This is a genomic window from Aureibaculum marinum (assembly GCF_003813905.1).
Taxonomy (GTDB): domain Bacteria; phylum Bacteroidota; class Bacteroidia; order Flavobacteriales; family Flavobacteriaceae; genus Aureibaculum; species Aureibaculum marinum.
This window is the reverse complement of the sequence record NZ_RPFJ01000011.1, coordinates 250,207-267,835: the sequence shown is the minus strand read 5'-3', so window position 1 is coordinate 267,835 and position 17,629 is coordinate 250,207. Positions and strand designations below refer to the sequence as shown.

Below are 17,629 nucleotides of genomic sequence, written 5' to 3'. Positions count from 1 at the left end.
TAGATTATATTAATTATCTAGTAGTTTCAACAAATCATTTTTCTTTGATCTTGAAACAGGAATAGAAGTACCATTTTCCAACACCAAATACTGCCCTTCTGTTTTCACAAATTCTTTTATATAATTAATATTAACCAAATAGGAATTGTGTACTCTAAAAAAATACTTATTACTTATTATCTCTTCAATTTCTTTTATCTTTTTAGTAAGCATTTCTACACTACCGTCAACAAAAAATATTTCACAATAATTACCATCAGATTTACAGTAATAAATATCATTCGGTGCCACATATTTGGTTTTTCCTACCAATGGCAATCCTATTTTATTATACCCTTGTTGTGGTACTAAATCGGTCAAAACTTTTTTTAGTTCTGTACCTAAACCATTTTGGTTTTTATTTTTTTTAATTTTTTCAACTGCTTGTACTAAATCATCAGAATCTATAGGTTTTAAAAGATAGTCTATGGCACTTTCTCTAAAAGCTTTAATAGCGTAATTATCAAAAGCAGTAGTTATTATTAAATCAAAATCTCTATACTTTAACGAATTAAGCAATTGAAAACCATCCATTTCAGGCATCTCAATATCAAGAAAAACACAATCAGGTTTTAAGTAATTTATAGCAGAAATTGCATCTAATGGGTCTGTAAAACTCTCAATAATCTTAACGTCTTCACAGAAGTTTTCTATTTCCCAACTAAGGCTTTGAATAGCACTTTTTTCGTCGTCAATAAGTATAGCTTTTATCATGATAATATTGGGATTGGTTACAAATTACTCATATCTAATTACACCAAAAATAACCCACCAATTAAACTACTTAACTCCTTCTGTATAATTAGTTTGTTTTCCTGTATAACTGGCTGTAAATTGTATTTAATTATTAAAAATAACTCTTTTTTTTATTCATTTAACCAACTATAAAATACATCGAACCAGTAATACAATAAAATTTACTACCCTTAAAAATAAGTAAAACTGTTGAATTCCCTCCTCATACATTTGAATAATTATTTAAAATAGTAAAGTTATGAAAACCTCATTTTTTAAACAGGTTCTATTATTATTAATAATGTGTTCTATAAGTTGTACTCCAGTAGATGGTGAAATGGGACCACAAGGGCCTGCCGGAGAAAATGGTAAAGACGGAAATGTTAATATTATAAGTAGTGGCTGAATTACAAATCCTGCTTTTGGCAATAAAGGTTTAGGAACTAGTTTCCCTATAAGCGACAAGAAACCTTATTTTAATGAAGATCTCAGAGATAACGGGCTTGTTATGGTCTATGGTAAACTTAAAAATAGTAACTATGTTAAGGCCCTGCCTACTGTAATTTTGAGAAGGATGATTTATTCTTTTGATATATCAGATTAAACAATAAATATAGGTATTTCCAGTACAAACACCTATGAAATGACCTATAACAACTTCTCGCATTTTAGATATGTTATTATTCCCGCAGATAATGAAAAAACAAATGCAAAAGAGTTCATAAAAAAAAAGTCATATAAGCAAGTTATGGATTTTTTAACATTAGAACATTAGAAGTTTATATATGGCATCTATATTTCCAACAATAATTATGTGGTTATCTGATTAAATTTTTAATATATTTTCAAACATATAAAACATCCAAAAGACTATTAAAGATTTTTTACATAAAAATAAATGTATTGGCTTTAAAAAAAAATCGATAACTTTAAGGTTTATAGCTCTTTACTTTATTCCATTTGAAAATGGTTAATAATAAATGAGCAAAAACATTTAATGGCAACTCGTTTAACAATAAGTACTATTAATGCTTAATAACAATTTTAGGCTGATTCAATTAATTTTCTCAAGAAAACATAAACTCTTGACACCCTATTATTGTGCTTTTTTAAAAAATTATTTGTTTGTATTTATACTAATATTAGCACATTTTAGTCATGCTCAAAACCAAATAAGTTTCAAACAATTATCGATAGAACATGGGCTTTCGCAAAATAGTGCAATATCCATTACACAAGACAGTATAGGTTATTTATGGATTGCCACCCAAGATGGTTTAAATAAATATGACGGTAATAATTTTACCAAGTATCCTCATAACTTTATAGATATTACCAAGCCAAATTATAGCCAATTAGGTAAGGTTTATACAGATCGTCAAGGTAATATTTGGAGTATTCCTATTAACAAAACTGTTCTTAAATTTAATAGCACAAAAAATAGTTTTGACACCTTTTCAAATATTAACGACGCTACTACTATTTTTCAAGACACTTACAATAACTATTTTATTGGCACTTATTCAGAAGGTCTATATAAATATACTATTGAAACAGATACCGCCGTAGTTGTGTTAAATATGGATAAAACTGGAGTTATTTACGACATAAAACAAGATGAAAACACATTGCTATTAGCAACAGATAAAGGTATCGTTAATGTCAATATTTTAACCAATGAGCTATTAAAAATAGATAACAAAACACTCACTTCAGATAAAATCATTCATAAATTCAGTAGCATTGCAATTGATAAAGATAATACACAATGGTTTGGCACTTTTGGAGATGGTCTATATTTCAAAAAAGAAAATGATTTATATTTAACACGAGCATCAGAACTTGATTTTGCTTTTATTTTACCTGATAATCTAAATATTTTATCACTTTTTTTAGATTCCAAAAATAGACTTTGGATTGGTACTTATGGAAAAGGAGTTTACTTGATTGATTTTGAAAGTAAAGATTTAAAACATTTTAAAACACAAAAAAACAATCCTAGATCTATCCATTACAATGATATTTTAAGTATTTACGAAGATTATACTGGTACCATTTGGTTTGGAACAGATGGAGCTGGGTTGAGTTATTATGACAAGTACTTAGAAAAGTTTAATTCCATAATTAATTTTCAGGTTCCCAACTCTATTCATATAGATGTAGTACGTTCTATTGCAGTAGATAAAAACAATACTATATGGATTGGTACTTCAGGTAAAGGACTTACCAAATACGAGCCTAAAATTAATAGTTGGCAAACTTTTACCACTTCTTCTCATAAAAGTGGATTACCTTCAGATCGTATTATGAGTCTTTTTATAGATGATAATGGCGACTTGTTAATTGGAACTCAAGAAGGTGGTTTATCAATATTAAGTAATGGAAATTTTACGAATTATAACAAAAATAAACTGTCAAATATTAGTACCATTTGGGATATTTTTAAGGACAGTAAAAATCGCTATTGGTTAGCAACTAGAGATAACGGATTAATTCAATTTACTAAAGATAAAGGCATTGTTAAACAATTTAATACTAAAACTCATCCTGATTTTTCAAGCAATAATATTAGAGTAATAACCGAAGATGTCTATGGAAATTTATGGTTAGGAACAGAGAATGAGGGGCTTATTAAACTAAATGTTTCAACTGGACTAATAACTCCCTATAAAAAGAAGGAAAAGGACAATAATTCATTATCCAATAACAACATTAAATCTTTATACTACGGCCCTAACGAAATATTGTGGATTGGCACAAATGGTGGAGGCTTAAATGCCTTTGATATAAAAACAAAAACCTTTTATCACTATACCACTGATGACGGCTTATCAAATAATGTTATCTATTCTATTTTACCCGATAATAACAATAATCTTTGGTTAAGCTCAAATAAAGGCATAATAAAATTTACTCCTTTATCGAAAAAAACAGCAACTCCTTCTATCATAAACTACGCTAACTATGATGGTTTAGCAACTGAATTTAATACAGGAGCCTATTTTAAAGCAACTGATGGATCTTTATACTTTGGTGGACTAGAGGGGTTTTACTGGTTTAACCCCAGTAATCTTGAAGAGAATATCATTCGTAATAAAACTACCATTACTAATTTTAAAGTTTTAGATAAATCAATGAGTATAAGAGACTCGTTTCAATTAAAACACAATGAGAATACATTATCTTTTGAGTTTTCTGGAATGCAATTTTCTTTACCTAAAAAAAATACTTTTCAGTACAAGTTAACAGGTTATGAAACAAATTGGGTAAACGCTGGCAATAAGAACTATGTGAGATATACACAATTACCTCCAGGTGATTATGTTTTTGAAGTAAAATCAAGCAATTATGATGGTTTCTGGAATCCAAAACCAACAACATTAAGTTTTTCTATTGCACCTCCATGGTATTTAACAACAATAGCTAAAGTGACTTATTTTTTATTATTCTTAACTTTAATATATGGCATTTATCAATATTTTAAATGGCGATTTTTTATGCAAGTAAAGTTTAGACTAAAAGAAAACGAAGCCGCTAAACTACAAGAACTAAATACATTTAAATCAAATCTTTACATAGACATTTCTCATGAACTAAAAACCCCTCTTACTTTAATTTCTGGTCCTGTTGAAGAAAAACTTAGAAGTGGAAAACTCTCAGTGGAAGCAACAAAAGATTATACCCTAATTCAACGTAATACAAATAGGCTAATTAATTTAGTAGATCAATTAATGCAACTGGCAAAAATTGACCAAGGCAAAAGAAAATTATTGATTTCTGAAAATAATATGAAACTGTTTCTATTAAGTTTAGCTAAATCTTTTAGCTATCAAGCATCAGTAAAAAAAATAAAATATGAAATTAACATCTATGATTTAGGGCAAACATGGTATGATGAAGATGTACTAGAAAAAATTGTAACTAACCTTTTATCAAATGCCATAAAATACTGTCCTAAAGGTGGGTATTGTGAAATAACAACAAAAAGAGAAAGAAACGAAGTTATAATTATTGTAAAAAATACAGTACAAAATATAAAGGAGCAAGAGCTGGAAAAATTTTATGATCGCTTTTATCAAAAAGATAAATTCAAAGAAGGAAGTGGTATCGGTTTGGCATTAGTTAAAGAATTGGTAAAATTGTACAAAGGCAAAATTAATTGCTCTTTAGAAAATGACATCCTTATCATATTTAAAGTAACATTACCCGTTGAACCTACTTATTTTAAAGCAAATCAACTAAAAAACAAACCCAAACAAAACGTAGGGCAATCAACTTTAAAAAGACAGCATACCCCCAAAAACCTAAAAGATAAAATAAAGAATGGTCAACTACCTAAAATGCTTTTAGTAGAAGACCATAAAGAGATGCGTAAATTTATAAAAGATAACCTTAAGCAAAATTATATAATTTACGAAGCGAATAATGGTGAAGAGGGGATTGAAAAGGCAATTAAAATTGGGCCAGACATTATTATTTCAGATGTTCGTATGCCAATAACAGATGGTCTTGCACTTTGTAAAACCTTAAAATCTAACCGCAATACTAGTCACATTCCCATCATTTTATTAACAGCAGATGGCAGTCAAGAAGAAGAATTAAAAGCACTCCAATCTGGTGCAGAAGATTTCCTTACCAAACCTTTTAAGCTAGAAATTTTAAAAGAACGAATTTTGAAATTGATTTTACGTTAAAAAACGTATTTTTTATTTCTGATATAAATCAACTAATAAAATTTAGTTATTACACAGAAGTCAACTTAGACTTATGTAGATTAATTTTCAAATTATACAAGATAAGTTACCACATCTATATTATAATATGTCATCTATACAAATTAAAAATTTATAGTCTTATGACCACGTATATTTATTATTTATAAATAAAAAAACATATTATGAAATCGTTACATTCAATTATTTTAATACTCTTATTTTTCTTTTTAGCAACACCGTCTTCGGAAGCTCAATTTCTAAAAAAATTAGGCAAAAAAGTAGAACAAGCAGCTGAACGTGCGGTAATAAAAAAGACAGAGCAAAAAGTTACCAAGGAAACTGAAAAAGCTATGGACTCCATTCTCAATCCAAAAACCGGAAAAATGGAAAAAAGAGAAAACAAATCTTCAGAAACAAATACAAATGGTTCTGATAAAAATTCTTCCACAAATAAAAGCGATAACCATAATACCGAATCTCCTTCTTCATCCCCTACAGTTTGGACCAAATACAACTTTGTACCTGGAGATGAAATAATTTTTGACGACAACTTACAAGCTGAAGAAAATGGAGAATTTCCTTCGAGATGGGATCTCTTAAAAGGAAATGCTGAAAATGCCAAAATGGGAGATGAAAATGTAATTACTTTAAATCATAACAGTATTATAGCTCCACTTATAGATGGTGACGATTATCTCCCTGATGTCTTTACTGTAGAATTTGATGCTTACTTTGACGAAGGTTATACCAATTGGCAGCGATATCTAATTAGACTATATCCTGGTAGCAACGGTAATTACGAAGAAACCAAAGGCAATTATTATTATCCGATAATAACCTATAAAAACGGTGCTAGTATGAATGTAAGACTACAAAAAAATAGCCGAACTTACAATGGCTATGATGAGTCTGTAAAAAAAGAATTTGCAGGATGGAGACACATTGCCCTCTCTTTTAATAAAAGAAGCTTAAAATTATTTGTCGATGAATATCGTGCCTTAAACATTCCTAATTTACAACTAAATCCGAAAGCTATAAGTATTGGATCCTACCGGCATAACCCTGAAGGTAAAATTATTGCCATCAAAAACATTAAAATAGCTAAAGGCGGTAAAGCACTTTACGACCGTGTAATGGAAGATGGAAAATTTATTACTCGAGGTATATTATTTGATGTAAACAAGGCTAGTATAAAACCTGAATCTTATGGTGTTATTAATGAGGTTTTCAATATGATGAAAGAGCATAAAAATCTTAATTTTAAGATAGAAGGTCATACCGATAGTGACGGTGCTGAAGATTATAATTTAAAACTTTCTGCTGAAAGAGCTGCTGCTGTTAAAACAGCTTTGGTAGAATTAGGTATTTCAGAAAATCGCCTCCAAACTGAAGGAAAAGGAGAAACCATACCTGTAGCTGATAATAGTACACCAGAAGGAAAAGCCAACAACAGAAGAGTTGAATTTATTAAAAATAACTAAAGATATTTTATCTCCCTCTTTTTCAAGAGGGAGATTTTTTTATTTCAAAAAGCATAATCCACAAACTTAATCCTCTAAGAGTTAGTTCAATGCTAAAGAATAAATTGACAACTAAACTAAATTCAATTTTAGCTATTATAGGCTCATAAAACTACCAAAAATCATAGATAATAAAGCTCCTTTACCCAACACTTACCAACTGTTTATCAAATAATTGTACAATCTGCTGCTAATTTTACACAATCAACATACAACCACTTAAAAACCATTTATAAAGTATTTTGCTTAATTCGTAAACAAAATTTTGTCACCCACACAATTTCAGTCTTACCAAACTTTCTTCTCTATTACATTTACCTAAAATTATTATAAAAATAATTCATGAAAAAGTCATTAAATGTAATTAATAGAATTGCTACAATAATATCATTCACATTATTCATACTAGTATTGTTGTTTTCCTGCAAAGAAAAACATAACGAGAAAACAAGTAATATTAACAAAAGTAGTATAAATAGTGACGTTGCTATTCAAGTTACTATGGAAGGTAAAACGCATAGTATTCTACAAAAAAATATAGTACCCACAAATGTTCAGTTTAAAAGTGACACCTTACAATTTCTATTTTATGCAGAAGAAAATCCATTTCAATTAAACTTAAATCTTACTAGTACAGATATTGTTGATAAAGGCAAAGCCATTTATACTATTCCTGAAATAAATACTCCTCGCATCAAGGTAGACTTAAATTTCTTTAATGGAGAAAGAGAAGGTAAAAAAATGAACCGACGCATAATATTTAGAAAAGGAACCATAAACATAAAAGAACTAACAAAAAACAAACTAGAAATGACTTTTGAAGGTGAAGGAGGAGGTATGATGGATAGAAAAAATAGTTTTCCCATTTCCGGAAAAGTAAATGTAAGCTATTAAAATTTAAAAACAACATTATCAACATTCAATATTATGAGAACATTAAAAAACTATTTTATTAAAATTAATTCCATTGGAATGTTAATAATGATTCTATCGATTTTTTTAGTAACAGCATCATGTAAAAAAGAAATACAACAAAAAACTGTCAAAATTGAAAAACATGGAGATACAGCCATTGAAATTATAACAGAAAATATGGATTTTCAAATGCCAGATACCATTTTTTCAGGATGGAACACTTTTAGATATAAAAATTTATCATCTCAAACACACTTTTTTTTAGTAGATAAATATCCTGAAGGAAAAACTTCAAAAGATATTGAAAAACTAATAGCTCCTGTATTTGAGAGTGCCATGAATCTTATTACTCAAGGAAAAATTGAAGAAGGTTATGCTGAGTTTTCAAAATTTCCTAAATGGTTTAATGAAGTAGTATTTGTTGGTGGTTCAGGTTTACTTTCACCAAATCAGGTTGGCGAAACAACTTTTCATTTACAACCCGGAAATTACATTATAGAATGTTATGTAAAAATGCCTAATGGAATGTTTCATACTTCTATGGGAATGACAAAAGATATTGTGGTTTTAAAAACTAATTCAGGAAACGAAGAACTAAAACAAGATGTATCAATAAGTATATCAAGTACAGATGGTATTGTTTTTAATGATTCTATTAGTCCAGGCAAACACATATTTTCTGTAACCTTCAAAGATCAAATAGTTCATGAAAATTTTGTTGGACATGATATAAACTTAGTTAAACTAGAAGAAAATGCTAATCTCGAAGAATTAGAAAATTGGATGAACTGGGCCAATCCGGAAGGTTTAATAGAACCTGCACCAAATGGAGTAACTTTTATGGGAGGTGTAAATGATATGCCACAAGGAAATACGGGCTATTTTACTGCAACTTTAGAACCTGGAAATTACGCGTTTATATCAGAAGTTCCAATGGCTAAAAAGAAAAATATGTTTAAAACATTTTTAGTAACAAAACAACAGAATTAAATATAAACAACTTTTTTAGAACTGTATAAGTGTATTTCTATTGTTCTAATTTATCCCAAAAAATTGCTATGAAAAAGATTTTTGATAACAAAAGGAACACTATGAAAACAAAAAATAACACCAAAAACTTTAGGGTTTACCTGATACTAGTACTTATTGGCCTAATATCCATTTCTTGTAATCAAGATACTTCAGATGATGACTTACAACAAGATCCAGAAGAAGAACATATTAATAACGAAATTTTAGACCTTGACGCAAAAGGAAGTTGTAAAACCGTAAAAATGATTGTTGTCAATGGTGAAATTAGAAATTCATATACTATAAATTACAATGCTGAAGATAAAATTACCCAAGCTATTGGAGACTTTGGAAAATACACTTTTGAACAGAATTCGGAAGGTTATTTTTTCAGTAGTTACAATGCTTCAGGCATTCTGACCAATACCAAAGATGTTAAACTAAACAGTTCTGGAAAACCGGTATCGTTCGTAGAAACAATTATGGACGATAAAGGAAAACCGTACCGCGAGCAACTTAATGAAATTACCTATGTAAATGGTAAATTATCAGAATTAAAAGTATCAGAGGATGGTTACCAAATACGCCTGTATAGGTATTTTTGGAACAATGGGAACATAACTGAAATAGAAGACAACGGCATTATAGAACGTAGATACGAATATTACTCAGAACACAAATACCCTACTGACGGACTAATCGGTGTGGATTTCGTTGGTTTTTTACAGACAGGTATTATTCTTATAGATGGCAATACCAACTTAATGAAATATTCAAAAGTAGATACCATAATCTCTGATTTTACCTACCAATTTAATGAACATGGTAAAATAGTTTCACAAAAGATAATAAGAAATGACCTTTCGGATCCAATTTATTTTACACCTACTTATAATTGTGAATAGAAAGTATTGCTGTGAATATTTAAAAATTGCTATGAAAAAGTTTTTTAATGCCACTCTGTCAACAAACCCTTGATTGATCCCATAAATATATACTAGTCACATAAAACAAAAGTCATGAAAACAAAAATTTTAATTACCACTGTATTATTTATTGCCGCTGGGGTTTTTACCCTAAATGCACAACAAATAAAACGATCTAAAACTAAATTGACAAAAAGTACCAATTTGGTATTTGTAATGAATAACAAAACTAAAAACGTAACCCAACTGGTCTTGGCTACTGATTTTCCTACCGATGTTAAAATGGCAATTAAAAAATACCCAAGTTCGTCATTTTTTAAAGGTCAAATAGTAGGGAAATACAAAAAAACCAATTTGGGTGCCCAACCCTACGCAAACACTTTATTAGTAATGTTTACCAATCAACCTGTTTTTAGTGGAGTTAATCTTATTTCTGGTGAAAAAATCTTTCCTGGTGACCATTTCTTGCCAGGTGATCATTTCGACTTAGGAAAAACCAAGGCAAAAATAGTCTCATTTAAAAATAGCCGATTAGAAGTAAAAACACTTAAATAATATTTTCAATTTTACAACCATGAAAATAACATGTACATATAATTTTAAAACAACAACCATTTATAGTATAGCATTGTTCTTGGGGTTATGTGTACTTGTTAGCTGTACTAGTAAACAAAAAACGGGTTTACCTAAAGACCTTATGGTAAGTGAACATATCACAAAAGAAGCTATAGCAAAAAGTTGGAACTTATTACAACAAGGTCAACAAATGGCTGAGCAAGGAAAAAGCATTGCAGAAATTTTAAAAATATTACCAGATAGTACGTTAGTACAAACCAATGCTAATACCCTACTCTTTCATATAAAGGGTAGTGTACCCATGTTAGTTGAGTTACCAAATAACAATTCAAAAAACAAAAAAAAATATAAAGGTGGAGGTAGTAGAGCCATCCCTCTAAACATGAGGTCCTCTTATTTAACTGCAACTTACACCTCCACTTTATTTAATGAAGGAAGTGAAAATGTTAATATACTTGCTTATGAAAAAGGTGAAGATAAACGACAACAAAAAAAAGCCTTAATATTATCACCGTTTATAAATGATTTTGGAAATTACGATGATGGAATTTTAGCCAAAAAATATTTGGAAAAGAACAAAAACTACAATGGCAACGTGGTTTTTAAATCAAAAAATTTGACACTAAAAGATTTTCAAAATTTTGGAGATTATGATTTGGTACATATTTCTACTCATGGAATACGGTTTTGTGATCCAGTAAGTTTTGCTAATGGAGGAATTGAGATTGTTTCGGGTGGTGACAGTAATTATTGCAGAACACTTATTGATACAGGTATTAAGCATGGACTAGATACTGATGTGGAAATAAACACTTTCTTATCAGAAAATCCCGAGTTAAGAAATCTAATTGTCATTGCAGATGAACAGATTTCACTTAGAAGTTCTTTTTTTGATTATTATTATTCCAATAAAGACCTCTCTGATAAAATATGGGTATTTAGTGCCTGTGAACTGGGGCAACGAAGCGATTTAGCAACCTCTATAAACAATGTACTTAGTAATAGTCATTTTTTCTATTGGTTAAACACCGTTGAGACAGAAGATGCTATTAAAACCTTTGATGTTTTCTACAAAAACTTAATCACAGAAGGTTTAGATGCTCAAAAATCTTTTGAAGAAATACCTCTCTTATTAAAAACCAAATTACCTTCTGAATTTAACGATTCTATTAAAACCACCACAGAATTAATCCATTTACAAACGGGTTCGCCCCGTCATGGTATAGAAATTATAGAAATGTGGCATCCTGAAGATAAAAAACCTATAACCCAAGATGTTTTTTATCCTGTAGTTGGTGATTTTGGTGACGGTGTAGATGAAACCCTTACACTAAAAGTTCAATTAAAAGGCTATACAAAAGATGAATTTGAAGCTCAACAAATGACCATAAGTTTAAAAGTTGATGATAATATGGTGTTAAGTAAACAATCCTTTCTCCCAAGTACAGAAAGCACTATTGAAGTAAAAGACTTAGAAAAACATGAATATGGTGTTGAAGTAACCATTAACGACATTCCAATACCTGATTTGGGTGAAAAAATGAAAATAACATTAACTGCCTACATCTATCTAAACGAAGAAAATTTCTCTGTTCATAAAGAAAGAGTCACTATAAAAGCAGATGGTGTAAAAGCAACTATGACTGGTTCAGGTAATACTATGGTGCTTACTTTTGATGATAAACGCAGAGCTCAAAAAATTGAATCGGCACAAATGCCTAGTGATGCCTATACAGATGATAGTGGATATATGTATATCTCTACTCCTAAACAAGGTTGGGTAAAAATGCATGTAGGTAAATTTATGGGTAATGCAATGCCAATGGTACCAATACCAGCTAACCCCGCATTAAATGAAATGGTGAGCAGTAGTGGAACAAATTCAGGTATGTTCTTTCCAATTACACAATGGGGCTTACAATTTAGAAAAGTAGCTTTTGAAAACAATACCAATTTTAAAAAGCAACTCGTCAATTGTGACAAAGCAGAAAAATGTACAAAATTTATTGGTATAGCCGGTCAAGAATCAGGTGTAACCGCCCTTTTTTCTCCTGGAGGAAGATTAAAGGAACTCAATTTTAATGGCGTAAAAATAACCTATGAATATGGTGATTATACGGTTATACTTCCAGAAGCAAAAGAAATAAGTCTTGGAATCTAAAAATTAAAGAATTATGAAAATAAAGATATTACTTGTGTTTACTTTTTTACTAATAACTTATGGTACAATAGCTCAAACTATTGCCACTAATGAAACCAAGATAATTGTAGCAGTAAACAAAACAGATAACACTATAGATAAACTCGTATTCTACAACACCTTTAAAGAACTAAGCACCAAAGAAGTAGAAAAAAAATATCCTAAAAATGCATTTTATCTCGGTTTGCTAAAAGGATTATATACCGTTGAAAATAATGAAATCCAGATGGGAAAAGAAGCAACATTAACCCTTTACTCTAACAAACAATACTATCCAAAAGATAATAAATTTTCGTCAGAAAAAATAAAAATAGGTAATTCTATAATTATTGGATCAGCAAAAACCCAAGTAGTATCTAATAAAGACGGTGAAATCACAATAAAAACTATAAACCAATAAAATGTATTTGTTATGAAAAATTTTAACCTTTTAGTATTGATTGCAATATTACTGTTTTCTACAGGATGCATGAGTCAAACTCCAGAACAAAAAAAACAAGAAGAAGAAGCTGAAAAGCTAAAAGCTCAGGCAGAAAAACAGATTCAAGAACTGATGAAAAATAATCCTGAAGTGAAGAACATGATGGAAGAATTAAAAAAACGACAAGCACAGGAGCAAGCCGAAAAAGAAAAAAAAAGTTTACAACAGAAAAAACAACAGACCATAAACAAAGCTAAAAACAGGGAAGAATATTATTGGAAAGGAAAAATAGCCAGCAATACCAGTGGTCAATTCAAAAATTGGAAACATGGAAATGTAGACATCGCTATTTATGATGGTGATGGAAAAATGGATCAATACAACAATTATATTGATAAAAAATATGTTGTAGTAGGTAACATTTCTGCAGCAGGCAAAGTCTCTTTTAATTTTCCAAAAACTATTAGAACTCCTAAACCTATTAGTAAATCTCTTATTCCAGAACTGCATAGTGTATATAATCAAGATGTAACATTCTCTAACCCCAATACACCTTACCGCCATCCAGGATTTGTTTTAAGTGTTATTAAAGATAATAATGCTTTAGGGCAACTTTTTATAGGTAATTCTGAAAAAGTAACTTATAATTTAGCTGCACCTTGTTGCTTAGATTATGGAGATATTGGGTATCGTCTTTATTGGGTATATAGTAAAGAAGCGTGTACTGCAAAAGTTAAACAGGATTTTAAAGATAAAAAAATAACCATTGGAGAAACCGAAAAAAATCTAGACCAAACTATAATTTATGACCTCGACTTTAAACCTGGCTGGAATTTAATTAAAACTGAAGTTTTAGAAAATATTAAAATAAATGGCGAAAGCAGATTTAAATTAAAAAAACATACGGTAGTAAAAACAATGCCTTCAGATGCCAAATATTATTTTTTAATAAAAGATTGGTTTAATCAATAAACTTTAGTAAGTTCACATGATAATGCACTGTTAACTAAAACATTAATTAAATTTTTACATTATGGAAAATTCAAAATCAACAGAATCAATAGAAAAACCAACAGAAAGCGAAGGCAAAACAACCGCTATTATAGCCTATTTAACAATTGTAGGATTAATTATTGCTTTTGTATTAAATAATGATAAAAAAGATCCTTTTGCGGCCTATCACATAAAACAATCTTTAGGATTGGCTTTAACAGGCTTGGCATTAAGTGTGGTTAATATTATCCCTATTCTTGGATGGATAGTAAGCATTTTAGGTTTTTTTGTAATTATTTATATGTGGATTATGAGTTTTTTAAATGCGATAAATAACAAGCAAAAACCAGCCCCAATTTTAGGTAAAAAATATGAAGAGTGGTTTAAATCATTATAATAAAAATGCATGTTAACCTAGTATTACAAATTGCTTTTACTTTTTAGCAAGTTTTTAAGATTGATGCTCTAGTAAATTTATATATTTGTATTACTAAACGAATAAATTCTAAATTATGAAAATTTTTAAAAAGTTAGTTCTTACCATAGCCTTAATTGGTGGTATTAGTTCAATGAATGCTCAAATAGCTGCTGGTGGTGGAATAGGTTATAATGAAGGAGTTAGTGGTCCTGGGCTTGTAGTAAAAGCTGAAATTGATGTCATGGATAATATTTCGATATCTCCTAGTCTTTCTTATTTTGCTGGCAGTAAAATTTACGGTTTTTCCAGAAATATGTTTTCCGTTGATGCCAACGGACACTATAAAATTGAAGTAATGATGGATGAATTAGATGTATACCCCTTAGCTGGTTTAAATTACTCAAGTTACAATTACGGAGATTATAGATATGGAGATGTTTATGACGAATATAAAGTATCAGGAAATAGCTTAGGCCTAAACATTGGTGGTGGTGGTAGATGGAAATTTGCTGACCAACTAAGTGCTTTTGCTGAGTTAAAATATGTTATAAGTGATTATAGTCATGCTGTTTTTGCTGGTGGTGTACTCTACGAATTCTAGTGATTATAAACATAAAAATATTTAAAAAGAGTCTAATTTAAATTAGGCTCTTTTTATTTTTACAATTCCATTTTTACAACATAACCATTTTTGTTTTATTTTGGGTTTCATAGAAAATATTAAATCTAATTTCCCGTTTGAGAGTTAACATTATAAAAAAGAAATGGAGGTTTTAAATCTGAAAGAATTTAAAGTAACCGACGAAATGTTGGCGAGTAAAGGAAAAAGATTACTCAACTATATTATTGATTTATGTTTCTTTTACTTACTCTTTTTTCTTTTAGGAGTAATTTTATACTTAATTGCTGAATTAACAGCAATAGAGGGTTTAATAAATTTTCTTGTTGAAATGGAAAATATTGATCCTCTTGTTGACAGATTGATTACCACAATACTAATAGTTGTATATTATATAATTTTAGAGAGTTTATCCCAAAAAAGCATTGGCAAATTAATTACAAATACCATAGTAGTTCTTGAAAATGGTAAAAAACCACCATTTGGAGTTTTTATAAAACGTTCTTTATGTAGAATCATACCCTTTGAGCAACTCTCTTTTTTAGGAAAAAAAGGATGGCACGATTCCATTTCTAAAACCTTTGTAGTTGATTCAAAAATTTTCGAAGAACAAAAAAGACACTATAAAAATTATCAAGAACTTGGCGTAAATCAAGACTAACTACAACACCTCATCTAAAATTCTCAAGTATCAGGTTTTTTAATTACTTTTAAATTATGATAGTTGACTCTTTACGATGAAAAATAAAATTCTTTTTTCGTTAATGCTCTTGGCTTTGGCCATAACAATATATTCAAATCCCAATTTTGAAACTATTATTGCTGGTATTGCCATTCTAATATTTGGCATGATAATGTTAGAAGAGGGTTTTAAAGTTTTTACCAAAGGTCCATTACAGCAACTATTAAAAAAATTTACCAATAAGCTTTACAAAAGTATTACTACCGGAGCTCTTTTAACTACGCTTATTCAATCTAGTTCTTTAATCTCTGTTATTACAATCTCCTTTATTAGTGCGGGACTAATAAGCTTGTCTGCCGGTATAGGTTTAATTTTTGGAGCAAATTTAGGAAGTACTACCACTGCTTGGTTAGTAGCAGGTTTTGGATTAAAAATTAAAATTTCTACGCTGGCAATGCCTATGATTATTTTTGGATTAATTTTTTCTTTACAAAAAACAAATACACTAAAAGGCATTGGAAATGTACTGGCCGGATTAGGCTTTTTCTTTTTAGGTATTTACTTTATGAAAGAAGGTTTTGATATTTTTAGCAATGATATTGACTTAACACAATATGCTGTTTCAGGCTTTTTAGGAGTTATACTTTACACTGGTATTGGCATTTTAATAACTATTTTATTACAATCTAGTGCCGCTTCTTTAGTTCTTGTTTTAACTGCATTAGCTGCTGGACAAATAGAATATGAAAATGCTCTTGCCTTAGCTATCGGGGCTAATGTTGGTACAACTATAACAGCTATTTTAGGTTCTATTAGTTCAAATATTGCAGGTAGAAGATTGGCTATAGCACATTTAATATTCAACATAGTAACAGCTATAATTGCCTTAGCATTTATTTATCCTTTAGGTAATTTAGTTAATTATTTGGCGGAAATTTTTGGTATTTCTACAACAGACTATGCGTTAAAACTTGCCTTATTCCATACATTATTTAATGTAATTGGAGTTATAACAATGATTCCTTTTATAAAAAAACTAGAAAAATTCTTAATAAAATTTGTAAAAGAAAAAGTAGAGGGTAATAAAGATATTGCGGTTCCTAAATACTTAAATCAAGCTATTCTTAAATTTCCCGCTTCGGCAATTTCAGCTCTTACCAACGAGTCTAAATACTTATATAAAAATGCAGTTTTTGAAATAGTCTCTCACGGAATAAACATCCATAGAGATGATATTAAATCTAATGAAAAACCTAAAACTATTATAAAAAAATCAAAAGAAAATTTAAAAATTGATATTGATACATTCTATCATACGAAAGTGAAACGTATTTATGGCGAAATAATTAAATATGCTGCAAAAGCTCAAAGCGAATTAAAATTAACTGACAATCAAAATACTGCAATTGCAGAAATAAAAATTGCCAACAGAAAAATGGTAGAGATTATTAAAGATGTTAGAGAATTAAATAAAAATGTAAATAAGTCTGCTCATTTGAATAATATCTATTTAAGAAAAGAATACGATAGCTATCGAAAAAAGGTATTAAAAGTATTACGTGTTATTTATAGATTTAGAAAAGGAAACCATTCTAAAAATTATATAAAAAAAATGAACACTCTAAAAATAGAGGCTAAAGAGAATAAAAATAAAGGAAATCACTCTATTGATCATTTAATTAGAGAGAAATTAATTACTCCAGAAATGGCTTCTTCTTTATTTAATGATTACTCTAATGTGAATGATATTATTAAAAAATTAATAGAAGTTGCAGAATTATTATATGTGAATAAAGATTCCTTATTAGAAAATAACGAATAAAAAAACGGTCTAAAAAATTTTTTAGACCGCTTATCTT

Annotated in this window: 15 protein-coding genes; 14 read left to right on the top strand and 1 reads right to left on the bottom strand. The window is 29.3% G+C overall.

Features of this window, described 5'->3' with window-relative positions; all coding sequences use genetic code 11:
- Positions 1 to 9: 9 nt before the first annotated feature.
- A complete protein-coding gene (locus EGM88_RS09685) occupies positions 10 to 753 on the bottom strand; it encodes a LytR/AlgR family response regulator transcription factor (RefSeq protein WP_123897964.1) in 744 nt (247 codons plus the stop codon).
- Between the two features lie 280 nt (positions 754 to 1,033).
- Here EGM88_RS09685 and EGM88_RS15780 point away from each other — a divergent pair, with 280 nt between their 5' ends.
- From EGM88_RS15780 to EGM88_RS09620, 14 genes are all read left to right on the top strand, one after another.
- The gene (locus EGM88_RS15780) at positions 1,034 to 1,180 is read left to right on the top strand and encodes a hypothetical protein (protein ID WP_162497565.1); all 147 of its coding nucleotides are present in this window, start codon (positions 1,034 to 1,036) and stop codon (positions 1,178 to 1,180) included.
- Between the two features lie 715 nt (positions 1,181 to 1,895).
- Positions 1,896 to 5,468: a hybrid sensor histidine kinase/response regulator gene (locus EGM88_RS09680; RefSeq protein ID WP_162497564.1), complete on the top strand. Its 3,573-nt coding sequence runs from the start codon at positions 1,896 to 1,898 to the stop codon at positions 5,466 to 5,468.
- A 203-nt stretch (positions 5,469 to 5,671) separates the two neighbouring features.
- Entirely contained in the window at positions 5,672 to 6,970 is a 1,299-nt protein-coding gene (locus EGM88_RS09675) for an OmpA family protein (protein ID WP_123897960.1), read from the top strand.
- A 381-nt stretch (positions 6,971 to 7,351) separates the two neighbouring features.
- Positions 7,352 to 7,903, top strand: coding sequence for a hypothetical protein (locus EGM88_RS09670; RefSeq protein WP_123897959.1), 552 nt, complete (start codon positions 7,352 to 7,354; stop codon positions 7,901 to 7,903).
- A gap of 33 nt (positions 7,904 to 7,936) precedes the next feature.
- Positions 7,937 to 8,914 (top strand): hypothetical protein, encoded by a 978-nt coding sequence (locus tag EGM88_RS09665; RefSeq protein WP_123897957.1) that lies wholly within the window; start codon positions 7,937 to 7,939, stop codon positions 8,912 to 8,914.
- A gap of 101 nt (positions 8,915 to 9,015) precedes the next feature.
- On the top strand, positions 9,016 to 9,840 hold the full coding sequence (locus EGM88_RS09660) for a hypothetical protein (RefSeq protein ID WP_123897955.1): 825 nt from the start codon (positions 9,016 to 9,018) through the stop codon (positions 9,838 to 9,840).
- 114 nt (positions 9,841 to 9,954) lie between these two features.
- Positions 9,955 to 10,416 carry a hypothetical protein gene (locus EGM88_RS09655; RefSeq protein ID WP_123897953.1) on the top strand — a complete coding sequence of 154 codons (462 nt, stop codon included), beginning with the start codon at positions 9,955 to 9,957 and terminating at the stop codon, positions 10,414 to 10,416.
- 19 nt (positions 10,417 to 10,435) lie between these two features.
- Positions 10,436 to 12,598, top strand: coding sequence for a hypothetical protein (locus EGM88_RS09650; RefSeq protein WP_123897951.1), 2,163 nt, complete (start codon positions 10,436 to 10,438; stop codon positions 12,596 to 12,598).
- 13 nt (positions 12,599 to 12,611) lie between these two features.
- Complete coding sequence (locus EGM88_RS09645) at positions 12,612 to 13,037, top strand: hypothetical protein (RefSeq protein ID WP_123897949.1); 426 nt, start codon at positions 12,612 to 12,614, stop codon at positions 13,035 to 13,037.
- 12 nt (positions 13,038 to 13,049) lie between these two features.
- Positions 13,050 to 14,030 (top strand): hypothetical protein, encoded by a 981-nt coding sequence (locus EGM88_RS09640; RefSeq protein WP_123897947.1) that lies wholly within the window; start codon positions 13,050 to 13,052, stop codon positions 14,028 to 14,030.
- 61 nt (positions 14,031 to 14,091) lie between these two features.
- Complete coding sequence (locus EGM88_RS09635) at positions 14,092 to 14,448, top strand: DUF4870 domain-containing protein (protein ID WP_123897945.1); 357 nt, start codon at positions 14,092 to 14,094, stop codon at positions 14,446 to 14,448.
- A 115-nt stretch (positions 14,449 to 14,563) separates the two neighbouring features.
- The gene (locus EGM88_RS09630; protein ID WP_123897943.1) at positions 14,564 to 15,070 is read left to right on the top strand and encodes an outer membrane protein; all 507 of its coding nucleotides are present in this window, start codon (positions 14,564 to 14,566) and stop codon (positions 15,068 to 15,070) included.
- A 163-nt stretch (positions 15,071 to 15,233) separates the two neighbouring features.
- Positions 15,234 to 15,749: an RDD family protein gene (locus tag EGM88_RS09625; protein ID WP_123897941.1), complete on the top strand. Its 516-nt coding sequence runs from the start codon at positions 15,234 to 15,236 to the stop codon at positions 15,747 to 15,749.
- A 76-nt stretch (positions 15,750 to 15,825) separates the two neighbouring features.
- Positions 15,826 to 17,592: a Na/Pi cotransporter family protein gene (locus EGM88_RS09620; protein ID WP_123897939.1), complete on the top strand. Its 1,767-nt coding sequence runs from the start codon at positions 15,826 to 15,828 to the stop codon at positions 17,590 to 17,592.
- The last annotated feature ends 37 nt before the right edge of the window (positions 17,593 to 17,629 follow it).

Excerpts from the sequence above, each read along its gene's own strand:
- EGM88_RS09685 (WP_123897964.1), bottom strand. The coding sequence starts at position 753 with ATGATAAAAGCTATACTTATTGACGACGAAAAAAGTGCTATTCAAAGC.
- EGM88_RS15780 (WP_162497565.1), top strand. The coding sequence starts at position 1,034 with ATGAAAACCTCATTTTTTAAACAGGTTCTATTATTATTAATAATGTGT.
- EGM88_RS09675 (WP_123897960.1), top strand. The coding sequence starts at position 5,672 with ATGAAATCGTTACATTCAATTATTTTAATACTCTTATTTTTCTTTTTA.
- EGM88_RS09670 (WP_123897959.1), top strand. The coding sequence starts at position 7,352 with ATGAAAAAGTCATTAAATGTAATTAATAGAATTGCTACAATAATATCA.
- EGM88_RS09665 (WP_123897957.1), top strand. The coding sequence starts at position 7,937 with ATGAGAACATTAAAAAACTATTTTATTAAAATTAATTCCATTGGAATG.
- EGM88_RS09660 (WP_123897955.1), top strand. The coding sequence starts at position 9,016 with ATGAAAACAAAAAATAACACCAAAAACTTTAGGGTTTACCTGATACTA.
- EGM88_RS09655 (WP_123897953.1), top strand. The coding sequence starts at position 9,955 with ATGAAAACAAAAATTTTAATTACCACTGTATTATTTATTGCCGCTGGG.
- EGM88_RS09650 (WP_123897951.1), top strand. The coding sequence starts at position 10,436 with ATGAAAATAACATGTACATATAATTTTAAAACAACAACCATTTATAGT.
- EGM88_RS09645 (WP_123897949.1), top strand. The coding sequence starts at position 12,612 with ATGAAAATAAAGATATTACTTGTGTTTACTTTTTTACTAATAACTTAT.
- EGM88_RS09640 (WP_123897947.1), top strand. The coding sequence starts at position 13,050 with ATGAAAAATTTTAACCTTTTAGTATTGATTGCAATATTACTGTTTTCT.
- EGM88_RS09635 (WP_123897945.1), top strand. The coding sequence starts at position 14,092 with ATGGAAAATTCAAAATCAACAGAATCAATAGAAAAACCAACAGAAAGC.
- EGM88_RS09630 (WP_123897943.1), top strand. The coding sequence starts at position 14,564 with ATGAAAATTTTTAAAAAGTTAGTTCTTACCATAGCCTTAATTGGTGGT.
- EGM88_RS09625 (WP_123897941.1), top strand. The coding sequence starts at position 15,234 with ATGGAGGTTTTAAATCTGAAAGAATTTAAAGTAACCGACGAAATGTTG.
- EGM88_RS09620 (WP_123897939.1), top strand. The coding sequence starts at position 15,826 with ATGAAAAATAAAATTCTTTTTTCGTTAATGCTCTTGGCTTTGGCCATA.